Below are 17,533 nucleotides of genomic sequence, written 5' to 3' on the forward strand. Positions count from 1 at the left end.
TTTGCGGGTACTGCTGATCAAGACTTCTTCGCTGGGCGATGTTATCCATGCCTTGCCCGCACTGACCGATGCGCAGCGAGCGCTGCCCGGCATCCGCTTCGACTGGGTAGTGGAAGAGGGTTTCGCCGAAATTCCCGCTTGGCACCCGGCGGTCGACAAGGTGATCCCGGTGGCGATCCGCCGCTGGCGCAAGCACCTCTGGCAGACGTTCAGGTCGGGGGAGTGGCGGCGCTTCAAGCAGCAGGTGCGCGAACAGCACTATGATCTGGTGATTGACGCTCAGGGCCTGTTCAAAAGTGCCTGGCTGACGCGTTATATCGATGCGCCGGTGGCAGGACTGGACCGCGACTCGGCACGTGAATCGGTCGCCAGTCGCTTTTATGACCACGCTTTTGCAGTGCCACGCGGGCAGCATGCGGTCGAGCGGCTTCGTCAGTTGTTCGCTCAGGCATTGGGTTATCCACAGCCGTCCGGCATGGGCGACTACGGCCTCAAGCCCTTGGCGACTCTTGATGACACGTTGCAGGCCCCGTTCGTGCTGTTCCTGCATGGCACGACCTGGGACACCAAGCACTGGCCCGAGCTGTACTGGCGACAACTGGCCGAACTGATGGCCGCTCGTGGCCTGCAGGTGCAGTTGCCATGGGGCAACCCGGCAGAAAAGGCACGCGCCGAGCGCATTGCCGACGGTCTGGACAGCGCACACGTGCTGCCCAAGCTGAATCTGGCAGGTGTAGCGCGGGTATTGGCCAGCGCACAGGCGTGCGTCGCGGTAGACACCGGCATCGGGCACCTGGCCGCTGCACTGGATGTGCCGACCATTTCCCTGTTTGGCCCGACCAATCCGGGCCTGACCGGGGCCTACGGCAAGTCGCAGGTGCATCTGGCCAGCGACTATCCGGGCTGCACGCCGTGCCTGCAAAAGAAATGCACGTACCAACCGAGCGCCGATGATCAGCGCCGGTTCGACCTTAAACGCGAGTGGCCGATGTGCTTCACTCGCTTGAATCCCGAGCGAGTAGCGAGCCAACTGGGCGCGCTGTTGCTGGCAAAGGAACCTGGCTGATGCAACTGGCTTTTGTACTCTACAAATACTTTCCGTTTGGCGGCCTGCAACGCGACTTCATGCGCATTGCGCTGGAGTGCCAACAGCGCGGCCACCAGATCCGCGTCTACACCCTGATCTGGGAAGGCGATGTGCCGCCCGGTTTTGAAGTGCTGGTAGCGCCGGTCAAGGCGTTCTTCAACCATCGACGCAACGAAAAGCTTACTGCGTGGATGGAGGCAGACCTGGCCAGGCGCCCGGTGGACCGCCTGATCGGTTTCAACAAGATGCCCGGTCTGGATGTGTATTACGCCGCCGACGGCTGCTTCGAGGACAAGGCGCAGAATCTGCGCAGCCCGCTGTATCGCAAGTGGGGCCGTTATCGCCACTTTGCTGACTACGAGCGCGCGGTGTTTGCTAAAGACTCGAAAACTCAGGTGTTGATGATTTCCGAAGTGCAGCAGCCGCTGTTCATCAAGCATTACGACACCCCGCCGTCGCGCTTTCACTTGCTGCCACCGGGCATTTCCCAGGATCGCCGCGCACCGCCGGACGCACCTGAGATTCGTGCAGGCTTTCGCAAGGAATTCGGGCTTGCCGACAATGACCTGTTATTGGTGCAGATCGGCTCCGGTTTCAAGACAAAGGGCGTCGATCGCAGCCTGAAGGCGCTGGCAGCCTTGCCTGCCGAGCTCAAGAAACGCACGCGGCTGTTTGTAATCGGTCAGGACGACCCCAAAGTATTCCAATTGCAGAGCGCGGCGCTCGGCCTGGGCGAGCAGGTGACCTTCATGAAAGGGCGCAGCGATATTCCGCGTTTTCTGCTGGGCGCCGACCTGCTGATTCATCCGGCCTACAACGAAAACACCGGGACCGTGCTGCTCGAAGCGCTGGTTGCCGGTTTGCCGGTCCTGGTCAGCGCGGTCTGCGGCTACGCCCATTACATAGCCGAAGCTGACTGCGGGCGGGTGCTGGACGAGCCGTTCGATCAGGCGCAACTCAATCGCTACCTGTCGGACATGCTTAAGGATGATGGCGCACGCAGCGCATGGGGGCGCAATGGCCTGGCCTTTGCTGATACAGCGGACCTTTACAGCATGCCGCAACACGCTGCGGATGTGATTCTGGCGGAGCACTATTGATGAAGCTGTTCCTGGCTGAACCGTTCAAGAGCCTGTGGGCCGGACGCGATGCGTTCGTCGAGGTCGAGGGCCTGAGCGGCGAGGTCTACCGCGAGCTGGAAGGACGCCGCACGCTGCGCACCGAGGTCAACGGGCGTGGCTACTTCGTCAAGATCCACCGTGGCATTGGCTGGGGCGAAATCGCCAAGAATCTGGCAACTGCCAAGTTGCCAGTGCTGGGCGCGGGCAAGGAATGGGACGCCATCGAGCGCCTGCATGAAGTCGGCGTGCCGACCATGACGGCTGTGGCTTATGGTGAACGTGGCAGCAACCCTGCCGCGCAGCATTCGTTTATTGTCACTGAAGAGCTGGCCCCGACTACCAGCCTGGAAGACGTAAGCCTCAACTGGCGCACCCAGCCGCCCGAGCCTCGTCTGAAAAGAGCGTTTATCGCCGAAGTTGCCCGCTTGGTCGGCATGATGCACCGCGCCGGCGTGAACCATCGCGACTGTTACATCTGTCATTTTCTGCTGCACACCGATACGCCGGTCACCGCTGACAATTTCAGATTGTCGGTCATCGACCTGCACCGTGCTCAGACCCGCCGTGCGATCACGCCGCGCTGGCGCAACAAGGACCTGGCCGCGCTGTATTTTTCAGCGCTGGACATCGGCCTGACCCGCCGCGACAAGCTGCGTTTCCTCAAGGGTTATTTTCAGAAACCGCTGCGCGAAATACTGCGCAAGGAAGCAGCGCTGCTGAGCTGGCTGGAGAAGAAGGCCGACAAGCTGTATCAGCGCAAAGTGCGCTACGGGGATGCGCTCTGATGGCGGGCTGGAAGCTTGAGCCCGAGTACGCTTTTCTGCAGCAGGATTTCGGCAGTCTGGATGCCGTGTTTGCCTTGCAGGGCCAGCAGTTGACCCGCGACCCGCTGTCCGACGTCATTCGCGTCGAGCGCGCCGGGGTTTACTACTACGTCAAACGCTACGTAGGAGCGGGCAAAGGCCTGCGCCGTTACATCGGCAAGCCCAGGGTCAAGTCCGAGTGGCAGAACCTCAAGCGCTTTGCCAAATGGGGCATTCCCACGGCAGAGGTGGTGGCCTGGGGGCTGGAGCGCAACGGCGCAGCGTATGATCGCGGCGCACTGATCACTCGCGGCTTGCCCAATACCGAAGACTTGTCTGCGCTGGCACAACGCAAGGATCCGCGACTGACCGACCGGCACTGGGTCGACGCTGTCAGCCGCCAGTTGGCTGCCTGTACCCGGACCATGCACGACAACCATTTCACACATAATGATTTGAAATGGCGCAACCTGTTGGTCGATGACGAAGGCAAGCTGTTTTTCATCGATTGCCCCAACGGCGCATTCTGGTGGAGCTTCATGCTGCGCTATCGGATCACCAAGGATCTGGCGTGCCTGGACAAGGTCGCCAAGTATCACTTGTCAGCTACCCAGCGTCTGCGCTTCTACCTGCAGTACCGTCAGCGAACGCGGTTGAACGCCTCCGACAAGAAACGTATTCGACATATCGTCAGCTTTTTCGAGGGCCGTGAATGAGCGTTTTTATTGCCAGTGCTGACCAGCCGTTACTGGCGCGTCACAACCTGGCTGATTTTGAATCGCTTTGGAACATCAGGCTTGATGCGGTCGACGAGCCCAATACCGGGCGCGGCGGCTGGAGCAGTGTGTTCCGTCTCGACCTGGAAGGTCAGGGGTTTTACCTCAAGCGCCAGAGCAATTACCTGACCCACACGTTGCATCATCCGTTTGGCGAGCCGTCCTTCTCTCGTGAGTTTCGTAACATCAGTCGCTACCGCAAACTGGGCATTCCAGCGCTGCAAGCGGTGTTTTATGGCGAGCGCAAGGTCGACGGGGAATACCGGGCGATCCTCATGACGCGTGCGCTGGACGGCTGGACCGATCTTGACGAACTGTTGCAGCAGTGGAACCAGATGGAGAGCGTCCAGCGTCTGGCGGTACTTCACGCCTGCGGCCAGTTGGCGCGCACGCTGCACGGTGCCGGACAGGTTCATGGCTGCTTTTATCCCAAGCATATTTTTCTGCAGGCGGTGGGAAAGGGCTACCAGGCGCAATTGATCGACCTGGAGAAAACCCGTCCGGTGATCTTCGGCAAGCGTGACCTTGCCCGCGACCTCGAACCGCTGCTGCGCCGCGCGCCGATGTGGAATGAGGCCGATCGGCGCGAGCTGTTGGCGGCTTATCTGCAAGCCACGCCGAATAGCCTGCTGGTCGACGCCTGGAATGCGCGTCTGGGCAAGCGCGGCGCTCACAAACGAGACCTTCAACACCGCGATGATAAAGAGACCCGTTGATGCGTTTGTCTGAACTCAAGACCGCTGGACGTACCCCCGAGTTGCCGATGAGCCTGACGCTGGCCGATGCTGCCGGTTCGGCTGAACTGCAATTGCTGACCCTGCTGCGTGTATTGCCGGGGCAGCGCTACGTCGGTGCAGGTGTCTGGCGAGGCCGAACGGTGCTGGCAAAACTGCTGGTGGGCGACAAGGCGGCCCGACACTTTCAGCGTGAACTGGCCGGGGTGCGCCTGCTTGCCGAACAGGGGCTGACCACACCGCTGCTGCTGGCCGACGGTTTGCAGGATGGTGAGGGTGGCTGGCTGCTGTTCGAGTTTCTGGAGCAGGCGTCAAGCCTGGGCGATGCCTGGAATACTGTCCAGGACCTGCCACCCTTGGCGGATGAGCAGCAAGCCGTGCTCGGCGAGGCGCTGAGCGCCATCGCCCGGCAACACGCCAAAGGCTTGTGGCAGGAAGATTTGCACCTCGACAACCTGCTGCGCCACAACGGGCAGTTGTACTTGATTGATGGTGCCGGTATTCGCGCCGAGCAGGCCGGCACACCGTTGTCCCGGCAAAAGGTGCTGGAAAACCTCGGTGTGTTCTTTGCCCAGTTGCCCAGGTCTTTCGAGCCCTTCACTGAAGAGTTGCTGGTGCATTACCTGCTGAGCAACGCCGAGCATGGTTTGCCGATGGAGGCGCTGCAAAAGCAGATCGACAAGGTTCGCAGCTGGCGGCTCAAGGACTTCATGAGCAAGACCGTGCGCGATTGCAGTCTGTTCAGCGTCGAGGACAGCGCTTCGGTGTTCCGTGCTGTTCGTCGCGAGGAGGAGGTCGCGATGCTGCCGGTACTTGATCAGGCTGATGCCCTGCTCGACAAGGGCCATCTGTACAAGACCGGTGGCGCTGCGAGTGTAGGCCGTGTCGAAATCAGTGGTCGTACGCTGGTCATCAAGCGTTACAACATCAAGAATTTCAGTCACTGGCTCAAGCGCTTCTGGCGTCCCAGCCGGGCCTGGCATTCATGGCGCGAAGGTAACCGCCTGATGTTTCTCGGCATCGCCACACCAAAACCGCTGGCAGTTCAGGAAAAGCGTTTTCTCGGCTTGCGCAGCAAAGCCTGGCTGGTGACCGAGTTTATCGAGGGACCGGACATCATCGAGCGCTTCGCTCCCCATGTGGCAACCGGTGATGCACCAGAGGCCGAACTGCTGGCGCTGGACACGCTGTTCGCACAGCTTATCCAGGCGCGTATCAGTCATGGTGATTTCAAGGGGCATAACCTGTTCTGGCACACCGATCGCTGGGCGATGATCGACCTGGATGCCATGCAGCAGCACAGTTCTCAATCGTCCTTTGCAGCAGCCTACGCGCGTGACCGGGCGCGGTTTATGCGCAACTGGCCGGTGCAGAGTGCGCTGCACCAGATACTGGAGCAGCGCCTGCCGAAGATCACGCCAGACTGAGCCTGGCCTCTCAGGCAATGCGGGTGAGGTTCATCGCCTCGAGGGCCGTCACCAGCGCGTCCATGTCGTCGAAGGGTTTGAGATGGATACGCGGCCAACGCACACGCTCCAGATACAGTTTGCCCTCGGCATTGCGCTGCACCGGTGTGCGATGAATCCATGTGTCACGAGCGCGATGGACGATGGTCTGCAAATCGCCTTCGCCCTGTTGCACCAGAAACATTCCCGGCTTGAAGAGGCGTTGGTCAATGCTCAAGAGTCTGGCTGACTCTGGGCGCGACACTTCCATGGCCACTCGGTAATCGCCCTTGATGTAGACCTGTTCATTGGTTATGCCTCCCGTAACAAGCTCTCCCGGATCCGGTACTACGCCGGTCGATTTGCCTGGTGCCACATCAATAACCCGCAGACCGATTCCTCCTTGCAGTTCTGCAATACCGGGTACCACGCCCTGGTAGGTATTGGAATGGCTGTTGCCCACCAGCGCGATCCATTTGTGGGAACCCATCACGTCCTGATGCCTGCGGATTGTGCGCGACGCAAAGTAATTCATCATCTGCTGGCGGGTGATGGACTCTTCCCTGGCGATGCCTTTGAGGTGATAGCTGCTTGCGCAGTCGATAGCGCGGACCTCCAGGCCGTACTGCCGCGCCTTGATGATCAGTTGTTCGAAGTTGTAGACCTTGTCCGGATCGGTGTGATGCCCACGGTCCAGGATTTTCAGGTCATGCAGCAACGTTTTGCTCATCTGCCCGGTTTCGAAGAAACGATCCAGGTCCGCCTGATGCAGGTCGGTCAGCAGGTGCTCCATGTACAACGTCTTGACGTTTTGCCGCGCCAGCAATGGCAGGTTGTCGATGATCAGTTTTTTGCTCGAAACAGAAAAATGCGACTCGCCGATAACGATGCCTTCCGTGTGACGGTACAGGGTTTCAAGCAGCCCCGCCGTGCTCGTCTGTGGCTCGATGGCTGGCAATGTCGGGCGAGGTGGCAGTTGGGCTGATCTGATCGTGGCGGCGTCCTTTTGCAGATTTTTGCGGCGCTGGGCGAACGTGTTGCGAACAGTGTCGAGTTTTGTGTCTTCAAAGAAATACTCCATGTCGAGCCCTTTCCTTTCGAAGTTCGCCAATGTATGAAGCGTCGTTCTGGTATCAAGCGGCATCTCATAGGTCGCGTCGGCCAAGGATTGCTGGATCGCTGTCATCGGGCTGTCGGCAGTCCACTCTTCGGGTGGTACGCGTAGCCAGGTAGTGTTTTCGCCGTGGACAAACCCGTACTGGCCCGCCCAATGCTCGCCCTCGGCAACGGAGCCCCTCAGCTCTCGGATCAGCATGTCATCCACAGGGGTGGCGGGGGGCAGCGGAACGCCCGGCAGCGCAGGGTCGGCAAACGCGATGGTGAAGTTACAGCGAGTCGGCGTGTTTTGATGCGACCCGTCGGTACCTTCACTTATGCGGGTCGGGCGTCCTGCCGGTATGTCCTGAACATGCACACTGACGACTCCTTGCATCTCGGCAATGCCGGGCACCTGATCATGCGTCGTGGCAAGTTTCTGGTCGAGCAGCGCGACCCAGCGTTTGGAAGAGCCCGGTGCGATGTCTTGGCTGATGAGCCTGTGCCCGAAGAAGTTGCTCATTTTGCTGGCCGCTGCCGGATCATCAGCGGCGGCCAGCACCGAATGGCCGAAAAACGGGTAGCTTATCGACGAGCTGAACGGGCGCACTTCGATGCCGTGACGGTGGGCTTCCTTGATCAGGTGGTAGTAGTCGTATTCGCTGCTCGAGTTGTTCAAGGCGCCGCGATTGACGTCGTGCAGGTAGTACTTGAGCTCATGAGAGCCAGAGCGACTCTTTTTGCCCAACTGGCGATACCTGGCCAGTTTGCGCAGGTGTTTGTCGGTCAGCAGGTGTTCGATGTACAGGACCTCGACACGCTGCTCTGCCAGCAATGGCATGTTGAGCAGGAGCAGACGCTTGCTGGCTACCGACCTGGGGGCCTCGCTGAAAACCAGCCCGTTGCTGTGCGTGAAGATGTGCTCGATGAGTGTCTCGACCTTGCCGGGCAGGCCATAAGCGGGAAGTGCTGGCCTGGGCGGCGCAGAGAATCGGGCAAAAAATGCCTGAGCGTCCTGGTAGAGCTTTTCCCGAAACGCTGTAAAGGTCTGACGTACTTCCGTGAAATAGGTCTCGAAGTAGGCTTCCAGACCTGCGCCGGTCGGGTCGAAGACTTCCTTGCGGATAACGATGTCCAGATGCGCTCTCATGGTGCTTGGCATCTCATAGTCGATCAACGTGTTGAGCGAGCCTGCGGCGGCATCTTCAGGCAGTGGCCTATAGCTCCCCGGACCGTCCAGCCCGCCGCCGCGCAAGCGCCGGTCGACGACCAGCCACTGGCCCTGTTCATTCAGGCGAACCGGCTGTTTGCCGAAGAATGCGAATGGATTGGCCGGATCGATGATCTGCCAGCAGCGCAGATGCGCATCGTATTGAACCTGAAAGGTGTGATCTGACAACCTGATGTAATTTTTTCCGTTGAGTGCGTACACGCCTTTCGCGTGGCCGTCGGTGATACGTGGCACGTTATCCAGCGAAACGTCGACTGCCAGTTCGGTGCGCAACCCTGAAGGCACGCGCGCCACGGCGTTGGGCGGTGGCAGGAGCGGCTGCCAGGCACCAGCGGCTTCTCTCAGGGCGAACTGACCGGTTGCCATCGGGGGCGCCGAGGCGACGTGGGGTGCATGGAAAACTGCGGCGTGACCATGGGCGTTGGGCTTGCCGATCAGAAAAACCTGCTCCTGCAGTTCAACCGGGTACAGGTCCTCGTAACGCGGCAGCGAGGACTGGCGCTGGAACGAGCGGAGGACCGGTGGTGATTGATGACCATGCTCAAGCTGATGCAATACGCCGCCGAAGCCTTTAATGCCAACCAACAAGTCGCTGCCTGCGCCGATGCCGTTGAAGAGTGCCGAGAGCATGTATGTTGCAGCGCGTTGCTGGTCGCCTTCAGTCAAGGCGGCAACTGCCTGCCCGCTGTCATGCAATGAAAGCAGGCTGCCAACCGCAAAGCTTGCCGGTGGGAACGGCAGGGTCAAGGCGGTAGCAATTATCTCGACGCTGACCCAGATCAGCCGGACGAGCATGTCGTTGCGGCCGGTGGTGGTCTCTTCCACATCACGCAACCTGCGCTCCAGCGGCCTGTTGAAACAGGTGTCGGCGAAGTCTGAAATGAATGCCTTGGGAATGACCGGAGATTTGTTGGCCTTACCCTGCTGCATGTCGCGGAGCAAGAACGACAAGGTTCGGCGCGCCTTGATCCGGCAGCGATCCTTGTAGTAATCGATCATGCCTTCGCTAACGAGCGAGCGCACAAAGTCGCTGAACAGACGAAACTCGATACCGTCAGGCGCCTGCGGCGTGTAGAGCAGCGCAGCATGGCGAGTCTGTGTCGGCAGGATCACCAGGCAGCCCTGCACGGTTTCGACGTGGGTGAGCAGTGTGCTGGGGATGACCAGTTGATCGACGCCGGTCAGCCCCGAGGCGATAAACGGTTTGTCCACATGCACTTGCAGCGGGTAGAGGGGATATCGCTCGCGGGAGGCGGTGTCGTCAAGGTGGGCGTTATCCAGAGATTGTTTCAACCACGCATAGTGCGCTGCTTCGATATGACCTTTCAGCACGCTGCGCAATGCCGCTGCCTGCATCTGCAGTTGCGTGATCATCACGCTGAACTGGCGACGGTAGGCATAGCCTTCGCTTTCGCTGTTCAGCAGGGTGTTTCTGATCAAGGCAATGTACTCGTCCGCCAGCCACTGACCGCGCACCGAACCTGCAACGGCAGCAGCTGACAGCGCGCTCACGTCGATGCCTTCCGGGCCGCTGAACGTCGCGCTGGTTGCTGCGGAAGCACGCAAGGGGTCAATGCTGTCGTCATAGCCATTGAGCAGCATGTCGGTGTAGGTCAGTGTTTCGCGCTCGGTGGTAATTACGATCAGGTCGGGGTCTACCGTGCCGGCTGGTACGTTCAGCAGCTTGCCGATTTGCTGGCTGGCACGTTGGTGTACGTAATCCTGGAATGGCTTGACTCCTGTGTGTGGCTGCGCCTGATAGTTGTCGAGCGCTCCGCCAATGGCCTGTTCAAGGGCCAGCAGTTCCCGGCGCTGGGCGCGACTGGCGCGCAGGTACCAGTCCGGCGTATGCCTGGCCTGTTCGGAAAGCAATATGCGGGTCTGTTCGTCGGTAAAGCGGCGCAAGGCCGACTCGCAGTCCGCATGATCAATAAACTGAATGAAGTCTTTCGAAGGCTGGGGTTTGAGTGCCAGTGCCGTCAGTTGCTCTGCCAGTGCCGCACGGGCATCCACTTCCACCTGATCGAGCAGGTAGTTGATCATTGATGGCGAAGCAGTCCAGCCGACCACCTCGTGCAGCAGTTGGGTTTCAGTGTCGAAGGCTTTGAAGTGCTGCTGCCCGGGTGCATCGGTGGCAACCATGATCAGCCGCTGCGTACGCCCCTCGGCATCCTGCTTGCGAAACACCAGCAATCTGGCCATCACGTTGCGGTTGTTGAGTTTGATCTGTTGTACACGCAATGCTGGATCGGATGCGCGCGCTGCCGGGCCGGTCAGTGCCGCGACCATGGCGAAATCACCGGGCTGGATATGCCCCTGCATCTTCGCCGCCCAACCCTGCGCGGTCAGTCGGGTTCGCGCCAGTGCGCAGAGCATTTGCCGGTTGTGCTCTTGCTGGTAAGCCTTGCGTTGAAACTCGCCAAACTCCGCCCGCAGATCGAGCTCATCGATCACTCCGGCAAGGTAAGCTGGATTCAATGCCGAGCAGGCTGCATCAAGCGGTTTGCCATCAAGAGTGATAACGGTGTGATCGAGAAAGTCCGAGCCTGCACTCTCGTCGTCCGGGTGCAGGCCATAGAGTGCCAGCTCGACCAGTGAGCATGTCACGCGGTAGGTCTCGCTCGTGGATGGCAGCGTGCGACGCGTGTCGATGGTCAATGCGCGCGGGTCCAGGTCATGGCCCAGGTCATCGGCCAGCCGGGTGCGCAAACGGGCTTCGGCAAAATGTTCTGGAGAGGCCGCGCTGCCCAGTACGCTGAGCATCGCGGCATGTGCCTCATCGTAGTGTTGCAGATGCCTGGCGTAGGTCTGCAGGTCGGCCTCGCTGGTAATCTTTATCCAGTCCGGCAGGTTTCGATGATACTGACGTTGCCTGTTGGTCAGTTCGCGCAGTTCGAGCATGCAGGCGGGGCCGAGCAGACCGCGCATGTCGATGGCTGCCTGAATCAGCGCCTGACGTGTTACCCGGTCTTCACTGTCAGGTCGTTCGCACGCATGGCGAATGTCATTGCGTTGCTTGTTCAGCAGACGATCCAGGGCATGCCCGAAGGGGGGGGTGGTGACCGGCTGTAATTGCAGGTCTTCAGCCGTGAACGGCTCAAGGTACAGGTCGGCGTCCTGGCTGATCTTGAAGAGCTGGTCTTGATGACGCTTTTCCATCGTGTTCAGGAGAGCATCCTGCAACGTCGCTGTATTGAGCCAGCGCGCCAGGGTTGCGAGCATCAGCGCCTGCGTGGCAAAGCCCATGATGCCCAGCCCGGGCAACATCAGCAGCGTGCGTCCCTGTTCCTGGGATATCGCCAGCACGCCGGCCATTTCGACGTGTTCGTCATCGTGCAATTGCACATGCAGCGAGGCGTAAGTGAGCGCCGGGCTTTGCGGCTGATCGGGCGAGTCCGGCAGGCAGGCCAGGTAGCCACTCTCCAGATCACGCTCGTGAATCCTGACGCTGGCTTCATCACGCAAGGCTCGCTGCAAGGCCGGTACAAGCCGGTCGCGGCGGCTTTCAGCGTTTTTCCCAGGGTCTGTCCAGTAGTCATCGGTCTGTTGCAACAGGCTGAATATTTCCAGCTCCCGTTCAGACTCGTCGGAACCGCCAAGCGCAGTCAACAGCGCTTCGCCCGGGCCAGGCTGGGCCTTAAGCTCGATGGCCAGAAGGGTGCGCAGTTCATCGAGCCTTTTCAGTGCGGCAGAGGCGGCAGGCCAGGTATCGACAGGTGTCAGTGGTGTAGGCGTTACAGCCAAAGGGGGCAGTGTTTGTGTCATGACAGGCGTTCCATTGCGCACTTCAGGCGCTGAGGTTTGAGCGACGGCCTTCGGGCCGGCGACGATGGGCCTCAATTAATCAGAAGCAACAGGCGTCAAGTCGTAGATAGTTATTGATGCTGAGAAAGAGATGTTTCCTACGCCGTCTGGCGGGCATCCCCGATGACATTTCAGCGCGTCGAGCCAATCCTTGGTCATTACGTTATAATCCCGCCCTTTAGCTGCCCTCAGCCCGCTGTGCGGGGGCACACCTTTTCTCGGGCGCGATGCGCCTGCATGCAGACTAAAGAGGCTAGACCCTAGTGGCATTGACGATCCTTGGCCTGTCCGGCGCCCTTAGCCATGATCCTTCCGCAGCGCTTTATATCGACGGCAAGCTGATAGCAGCGGCCGAAGAAGAGCGCTTCGTTCGTGACAAACACGCGAAGAACCGCATGCCCTACGAGTCGGCGAAGTTCTGTCTGGAACAGGCAGGCATCAAGCCTTCGGACGTCGACGTGGTTGCGATTCCGTTCGCCCCGATCAGCCTGTTTGGCAAGGCGCGCTGGCATTACGCCAAGCGCTACTGGTACGCCCCTGATCGCGCCCTCGACGCGCTGCTGATGGGCAACCGCCGTTACAAGCGCTACCGCAACAAGATTGTCTGGTGCCTCGAGCAACTGGGCTTCGATCCGAAAAAGATCAAGATCGAGCCGGTCGAGCACCATCTGGCTCACGCCTCCAGCGCCTACCACTGTTCCGGTTTCACCGAGAAAACCGCGATCATGGGCATCGACGGCAAAGGTGAGTACGCCACGACCTTCTTCGGCTATGGCGAAAACGGCAAGATCCACAAGATCAAGGAATTCTTCGATCCGGACTCGCTGGGCGGCCTGTATGGCGCTATCACCGAATTCCTCGGTTTCGAGATGCTCGACGGCGAATTCAAGGTGATGGGCATGGCACCGTACGGCGATGCCAGCAAGTATGATTTTTCGCGTCTGGCCACGTTCGAGAACGGCGAGCTGATCATCAATACCGAGCTGGCCAACGTCATTGGCCTGCGTCGCTACAAAGAGAACGGCAAGGGCTTCTACTTCTCGCCGAAGCTGATCGAGTGGCTCGGCCCGAAACGCGTTGGCGACGTAGCCGACGAGCCCTACATTCACTATGCCGCGAGCATGCAGGCACTGTTCGAAAAGCTCGCGTTGCAGATGATGGATCACTACCTGGGTGACATCCTCAAGGAGACCGGCAAGATCGCTTTCGCCGGTGGCTGTGCGCTGAACGTCAAACTCAACCAGCGGATCATTGCCCGTCCTGAAGTCAAGGAACTGTTCGTGCAGCCTGCGTCCGGCGATGCCGGTACGGCGGTCGGTGCCGCGGCTTATGTGTCCCACGCTCGCGGTGTGCCGGTCGAGAAGATGGAACACGTCTACCTTGGCCCGGCGTACAGCAACGAAGACGTGATCGCGGCCTGTGCCCGTCACCCGAGCAAGCCGGTCTGGCGTCAGATCGACAATACGCCACAGCGGATTGCCGAAATCATGGTCAAGGGCAACCCGGTTGCCTGGTTCCAGGGACGCATGGAGTTCGGTCCGCGTGCGCTGGGTGGTCGCTCGATCATCGGTTGCCCGAGCGTTACCGGGGTAGCCGACCGTATCAACCATCAGATCAAGTTCCGCGAGCGCTGGAGGCCTTTCTGCCCGTCGATGCTCGACACCGTCGCGCCGCAGATGATCAAGATCGATCACCCGGCACCGTTCATGACCTTCACCTTCGAAGTGGCCGAAGAGTGGAAAACCCGTGTTCCGGAAGTTGTCCATGAAGACGGCACTTCCCGTGCCCAGGTGCTCAAGCGCGAATACAACCCGCGCTACTACGACATGATGAAGGCGCTGGAAGAACTGACCGGCAATGGCGTTTCCCTGAACACCTCGCTCAACCGCCGTGGCGAACCGATGATCTGCTCGCCGACCGATGCGCTGAACATGTTCTTCGGCTCGGACCTCGAGTACCTGATCATGGAAGACATCCTGGTGGTCAAAGAGGGTGTCGAGGCTTATGACACGCTCGGCTGAACGTCACGTGCTGCAGTTCTGTCACGGCTATGACGGGCCGTTTCTGGACTGCGCACGGCAATACGCCAGCCTGTTTGCCGGCAAGGGCTATCGGGTGACGACGGTGTTTCTGACCGGCGCCGCCGACCCCGATGTGGTCGCCGACTGCGGCTCGGACGAAGTACTGTTCATGGAATACAGCTCCAGTGCCATTCGCGGCCTGAAGCTGGGTGCCATCCGTGACCTGCGCAAAATTGCCGCAACGCGCTCTTTCAGCTTCTGCATCGCGCATCGCTTCAAACCGGTGTATATCGCTCTGTTGGCGACGAAGCTGCAGGTGATCGGTGTGCATCATGCGTTCGGCGATTATCACCGGCGCAGTCGCAAGCTGTTCGCCAACCTGTTTCGCAAGCGCCTGAGCCTGCTCGGCGTTTCCGACGCGGTGCGTGACGACATGCGCAACAGCCTGCCCAAGTGGCCGGCCGAGCGCATTCAGACTTTGTACAACCGCATTGATGTCGAACAACTGCAGGGCAGTCAGTTTTCCGCTGAAGATGCCCGCGCAGAGCTGGGCCTGTCTGCCTCAGCGTGGATCGTCGCCAACGTCGGTCGCCTGCATCCGGACAAGGATCAGGCCACGCTGTTGCGCGGCTTTGCCGAGGCTCTGCCCAATCTTCCCGAGAACAGCCAGTTGGTGATTCTCGGCAAGGGCCGCCTGGAAGAAAACCTCAAGGCGCTTGCGCTGGAGCTGGGCATTGGTCCGCACGTGCTGTTTCTTGGGCAGGTGCCTGACGCACGCCGCTACTTCAAGGCGTTCGATGTATTCGCCCTGAGCTCTGACCACGAGCCGTTCGGCATGGTCCTGCTGGAGGCGATGGTGGCTGGTGTGCCATTGGTTGCAACGTCCTGCGGCGGCGCGAAGGAAGTGGTCGAAGACGTGGGTCTGCTGTTCCCGCTGGGGGATGTTCACAGCCTTGCGCACGGCCTGGTACACATGGCCGGTCTTGACGCCGAGCAGCGTCAGGACTGCGCCGAACGCATGCTGCTGCGTTTGCGCGAACGCTTTTCCGATCATGCTGTGCGCGATGTCTTCTGGCGGCTGCCGCAAGTCTCCAGCCTGACGGCGGGGGCCTGATGCTCAATCGATTCAAAGGCTGGCGCGAGCGTGGCTGGGTGCAGATCGACGCGGCTGCTTACGAGCAGGCATGGCAACGGTTGGGTGGCAGCGTAGCCACTCATCCGCTGGTCGTTGCGCGCCTGTCGGCGTTTTCCGGTATCGCTGTGCGTTATCTGGCCTGGGAGCAGGGCGGCGAAGTAAAGGCAGCGATTGCCACTTGGGGGCGTTCGCTGGCGCTGTCCAAGGACGAACTCAAGCGTCACGGCAAGAAAGGCCTGTTCGACCTGGGCAACGCCGAACTGATTTTACCGGTGGCCGATGATATTCAGGTGCCGGTCCGCCATCGTGCCCGCTATGTGTCTGCGCTCAACGAGGGCCGCATCAGCACCTTCAGGCCGCAAACCGAATCGCTGGCGATGGCGCGTACGCCTGAAGAACTGTCCAAGAAATTTCGTTACAACCAGCGTCGTGAACTTCGCTTGCTGGAGGAAGCTGGCGGTACGGTAAGACCTGTCAGCGAGTTCAGCAGCGCCGAGCTGGCGAGCATGTATTGCGATCTGTTTCAGCGTCGCTGGGGCTTCGAGGCCACCGGTGCCCGGCACAAGGCCGAAGTCATCGAGTTGCTGCGTGATCTGTTGATCGGTTCGGTGGTTTTCCTCAACGATGCGCCAATTGCCATTCAACTGGTGTATCGCGTCGAAGCGCCGCAGTGGGTCAGCATCGAATACGTCAACGGTGGTGTTGACCCCGAAACCCGTGATTTCAGCCCCGGTAGTGTGCTGAGCTTTGTCAACACCCAGTCTGCCTGGGAGGACGCCCGAGCCTTGGGCAAATCACTGCGTTTTTCCTTTGGTCGTGCCGACCGCGAGTACAAGGACCGATGGTGCAACCCCGTTCCGGTGTTCCAGATTTGAGTCGCAAGCAACAGTTGCTCAAGCGCCATCGCCGTAACAAGCGGCTGGCGTTGCTGGGTGGTCTGTTCCTGTTGATCGCGGTCGGCGTGCTGGTGGCCTGGTGGCTGGCGCCGCTGCTGGCCGTGTGTGCCTGGGTCGCTCATGAGGCCTGGTTTGCCGATCATCTGTTCTATTCGCCGTCTGACGACTATCAGTACAACTTTGCAGCCGACAGCGAAGTGCCGGGCGTCCGCCTCGACGGAGGCACGTTGCTGATCGACCCCGCCGTGCAACTGACCGGCGACGAAACATTGATACTGGCACTGACCGTAAAAAGTACCTGGCTGGGACGTTTTCTCGACCCGGTCGTGGAACTGCAGGGGCAAGCCTTGAGTGACCGGCAGGCCTTCGAGCGTGGCGTCTGCGGCGTGCGTTATCTGAACCTGACCGGGCTTGGCGAGCCGCTGGCCGCGGGTGCCCTGCAACTGCGCGGGCGTTTCTGTCGTCTTGCCGGTACACCGCGCCTCTGGCTGTTTCGTCAGCCGGATGCGCGAAAGCAGCGGGTCATGGTCATCGCACCGCATGCCGACGATGCCGAACTCGCCGCGTTCGGGCTTTACAGCCAGGCCGAGGAAGCCTGGATTGTGACGCTGACTGCTGGCGAGATCGAGGCCGAACATTATCGCCAGATGGGCATGCAGCGCGCCGAAGCTGCGCGCATGAAAGGCCGCTTGCGCGCCTGGGACAGCATCGCCGTCGCCCGTTGGGGTGGTGTGCCTGAGTCGCACTGTGTGCAGTTGGGTTATTTCTGCCTGCAGTTACCCGCCATGCAGGCCGCGCCGGATACGCCGGTCGCCTCGCGTGAGGCGGACCTGACCGATACGCGGTTGTTTCGCCAGTTCAATACGCTTCCATTGCCCGGCGATGACGGCCAGCCGACCTGGAATAATCTGCTCGCCGACCTGCGCGCACTGGTCCTCAAGGCCAGGCCGCAGGTTATTGTCATGCCGCACCCGGCCATCGATCCGCATCCTGACCATATCTGTGCCCAGGCAGCCGTGCGTGAAGCGTTGGCCGGTCTTGAATGGCAGCCGGACGTGGTGCTCGGTTACGCCAACCACTTGCACGACAACGACCGCTGGCCAATGGGCGATGCCTACAGTGGCATCAGCCTGCCGCCGGTATTCGATGCCAGTCTGCCGCTGGTGCCGTACAGCCTGCACTTATCGGTTGCGGCCCAACGCGACAAGGCGATGGCGCTGGGTATGATGCATGACCTGTTGCCGCCGATGCCTTTCAAACGCCGTGTACGCCGTGCGTTGCAGCGCGTTCTGGCCGGTCGCCACTGGCCGGCCGAAGGCGAAAACGAATTCTTCCGCAAAGCTGTGCGACGACACGAGTTGTTCTGGCGCAGCCGTGACATCTGA

Annotated in this window: 11 protein-coding genes; 10 read left to right on the forward strand and 1 reads right to left on the reverse strand. The window is 60.3% G+C overall.

What is annotated here, in order from left to right; translation table 11 throughout:
• Position 1: 1 nt before the first annotated feature.
• The 6 genes from waaC to RYB09_RS04865 are packed head-to-tail and all read left to right on the forward strand — an operon-like array spanning position 2 to position 5,948.
• Entirely contained in the window at positions 2 to 1,066 is a 1,065-nt protein-coding gene (gene waaC, locus RYB09_RS04840) for a lipopolysaccharide heptosyltransferase I (protein WP_122280664.1), read from the forward strand.
• The gene (locus RYB09_RS04845) at positions 1,066 to 2,187 is read left to right on the forward strand and encodes a glycosyltransferase family 4 protein (RefSeq protein ID WP_058399875.1); all 1,122 of its coding nucleotides are present in this window, start codon (positions 1,066 to 1,068) and stop codon (positions 2,185 to 2,187) included. Before waaC ends, RYB09_RS04845 begins: the two co-directional genes overlap by 1 nt.
• Complete coding sequence (gene rfaP / locus RYB09_RS04850; RefSeq protein WP_058399876.1) at positions 2,187 to 2,993, forward strand: lipopolysaccharide core heptose(I) kinase RfaP; 807 nt, start codon at positions 2,187 to 2,189, stop codon at positions 2,991 to 2,993. Before RYB09_RS04845 ends, rfaP begins: the two co-directional genes overlap by 1 nt.
• Positions 2,993 to 3,727 (forward strand): lipopolysaccharide kinase InaA family protein, encoded by a 735-nt coding sequence (locus RYB09_RS04855; protein WP_058407713.1) that lies wholly within the window; start codon positions 2,993 to 2,995, stop codon positions 3,725 to 3,727. The genes rfaP and RYB09_RS04855 overlap by 1 nt, the downstream gene beginning before the upstream one ends.
• On the forward strand, positions 3,724 to 4,503 hold the full coding sequence (locus RYB09_RS04860) for a lipopolysaccharide kinase InaA family protein (protein WP_058399878.1): 780 nt from the start codon (positions 3,724 to 3,726) through the stop codon (positions 4,501 to 4,503). Before RYB09_RS04855 ends, RYB09_RS04860 begins: the two co-directional genes overlap by 4 nt.
• Positions 4,503 to 5,948: a lipopolysaccharide kinase InaA family protein gene (locus RYB09_RS04865; RefSeq protein WP_058407712.1), complete on the forward strand. Its 1,446-nt coding sequence runs from the start codon at positions 4,503 to 4,505 to the stop codon at positions 5,946 to 5,948. Before RYB09_RS04860 ends, RYB09_RS04865 begins: the two co-directional genes overlap by 1 nt.
• 10 nt (positions 5,949 to 5,958) lie before the next feature.
• Here the strand turns inward: RYB09_RS04865 and RYB09_RS04870 are convergent, their stop codons facing one another.
• Entirely contained in the window at positions 5,959 to 12,057 is a 6,099-nt protein-coding gene (locus RYB09_RS04870) for a membrane-targeted effector domain-containing toxin (RefSeq protein ID WP_316887601.1), read from the reverse strand.
• Between the two features lie 302 nt (positions 12,058 to 12,359).
• Here RYB09_RS04870 and RYB09_RS04875 point away from each other — a divergent pair, with 302 nt between their 5' ends.
• Genes RYB09_RS04875 through RYB09_RS04890 form a run of 4 tightly spaced genes read left to right on the forward strand, consistent with a single transcriptional unit; the run spans position 12,360 to position 17,533 of the window.
• Positions 12,360 to 14,117 (forward strand): carbamoyltransferase, encoded by a 1,758-nt coding sequence (locus tag RYB09_RS04875; RefSeq protein ID WP_002551776.1) that lies wholly within the window; start codon positions 12,360 to 12,362, stop codon positions 14,115 to 14,117.
• On the forward strand, positions 14,101 to 15,231 hold the full coding sequence (locus RYB09_RS04880) for a glycosyltransferase (RefSeq protein ID WP_122259373.1): 1,131 nt from the start codon (positions 14,101 to 14,103) through the stop codon (positions 15,229 to 15,231). The genes RYB09_RS04875 and RYB09_RS04880 overlap by 17 nt, the downstream gene beginning before the upstream one ends.
• The gene (locus RYB09_RS04885; protein WP_122280671.1) at positions 15,231 to 16,127 is read left to right on the forward strand and encodes an antimicrobial resistance protein Mig-14; all 897 of its coding nucleotides are present in this window, start codon (positions 15,231 to 15,233) and stop codon (positions 16,125 to 16,127) included. Before RYB09_RS04880 ends, RYB09_RS04885 begins: the two co-directional genes overlap by 1 nt.
• Positions 16,124 to 17,533: a PIG-L family deacetylase gene (locus tag RYB09_RS04890; RefSeq protein WP_230017395.1), complete on the forward strand. Its 1,410-nt coding sequence runs from the start codon at positions 16,124 to 16,126 to the stop codon at positions 17,531 to 17,533. Before RYB09_RS04885 ends, RYB09_RS04890 begins: the two co-directional genes overlap by 4 nt.

This window comes from Pseudomonas syringae group sp. J254-4 (assembly GCF_032586855.1).
Taxonomy (GTDB): domain Bacteria; phylum Pseudomonadota; class Gammaproteobacteria; order Pseudomonadales; family Pseudomonadaceae; genus Aquipseudomonas; species Aquipseudomonas amygdali.

Excerpts from the sequence above, each read along its gene's own strand:
- RYB09_RS04855 (WP_058407713.1), top strand. The coding sequence starts at position 2,993 with ATGGCGGGCTGGAAGCTTGAGCCCGAGTACGCTTTTCTGCAGCAGGAT.
- rfaP (WP_058399876.1), top strand. The coding sequence starts at position 2,187 with ATGAAGCTGTTCCTGGCTGAACCGTTCAAGAGCCTGTGGGCCGGACGC.
- RYB09_RS04865 (WP_058407712.1), top strand. The coding sequence starts at position 4,503 with ATGCGTTTGTCTGAACTCAAGACCGCTGGACGTACCCCCGAGTTGCCG.
- RYB09_RS04845 (WP_058399875.1), top strand. The coding sequence starts at position 1,066 with ATGCAACTGGCTTTTGTACTCTACAAATACTTTCCGTTTGGCGGCCTG.
- RYB09_RS04870 (WP_316887601.1), bottom strand. The coding sequence starts at position 12,057 with ATGACACAAACACTGCCCCCTTTGGCTGTAACGCCTACACCACTGACA.
- RYB09_RS04885 (WP_122280671.1), top strand. The coding sequence starts at position 15,231 with ATGCTCAATCGATTCAAAGGCTGGCGCGAGCGTGGCTGGGTGCAGATC.
- RYB09_RS04880 (WP_122259373.1), top strand. The coding sequence starts at position 14,101 with ATGACACGCTCGGCTGAACGTCACGTGCTGCAGTTCTGTCACGGCTAT.
- RYB09_RS04860 (WP_058399878.1), top strand. The coding sequence starts at position 3,724 with ATGAGCGTTTTTATTGCCAGTGCTGACCAGCCGTTACTGGCGCGTCAC.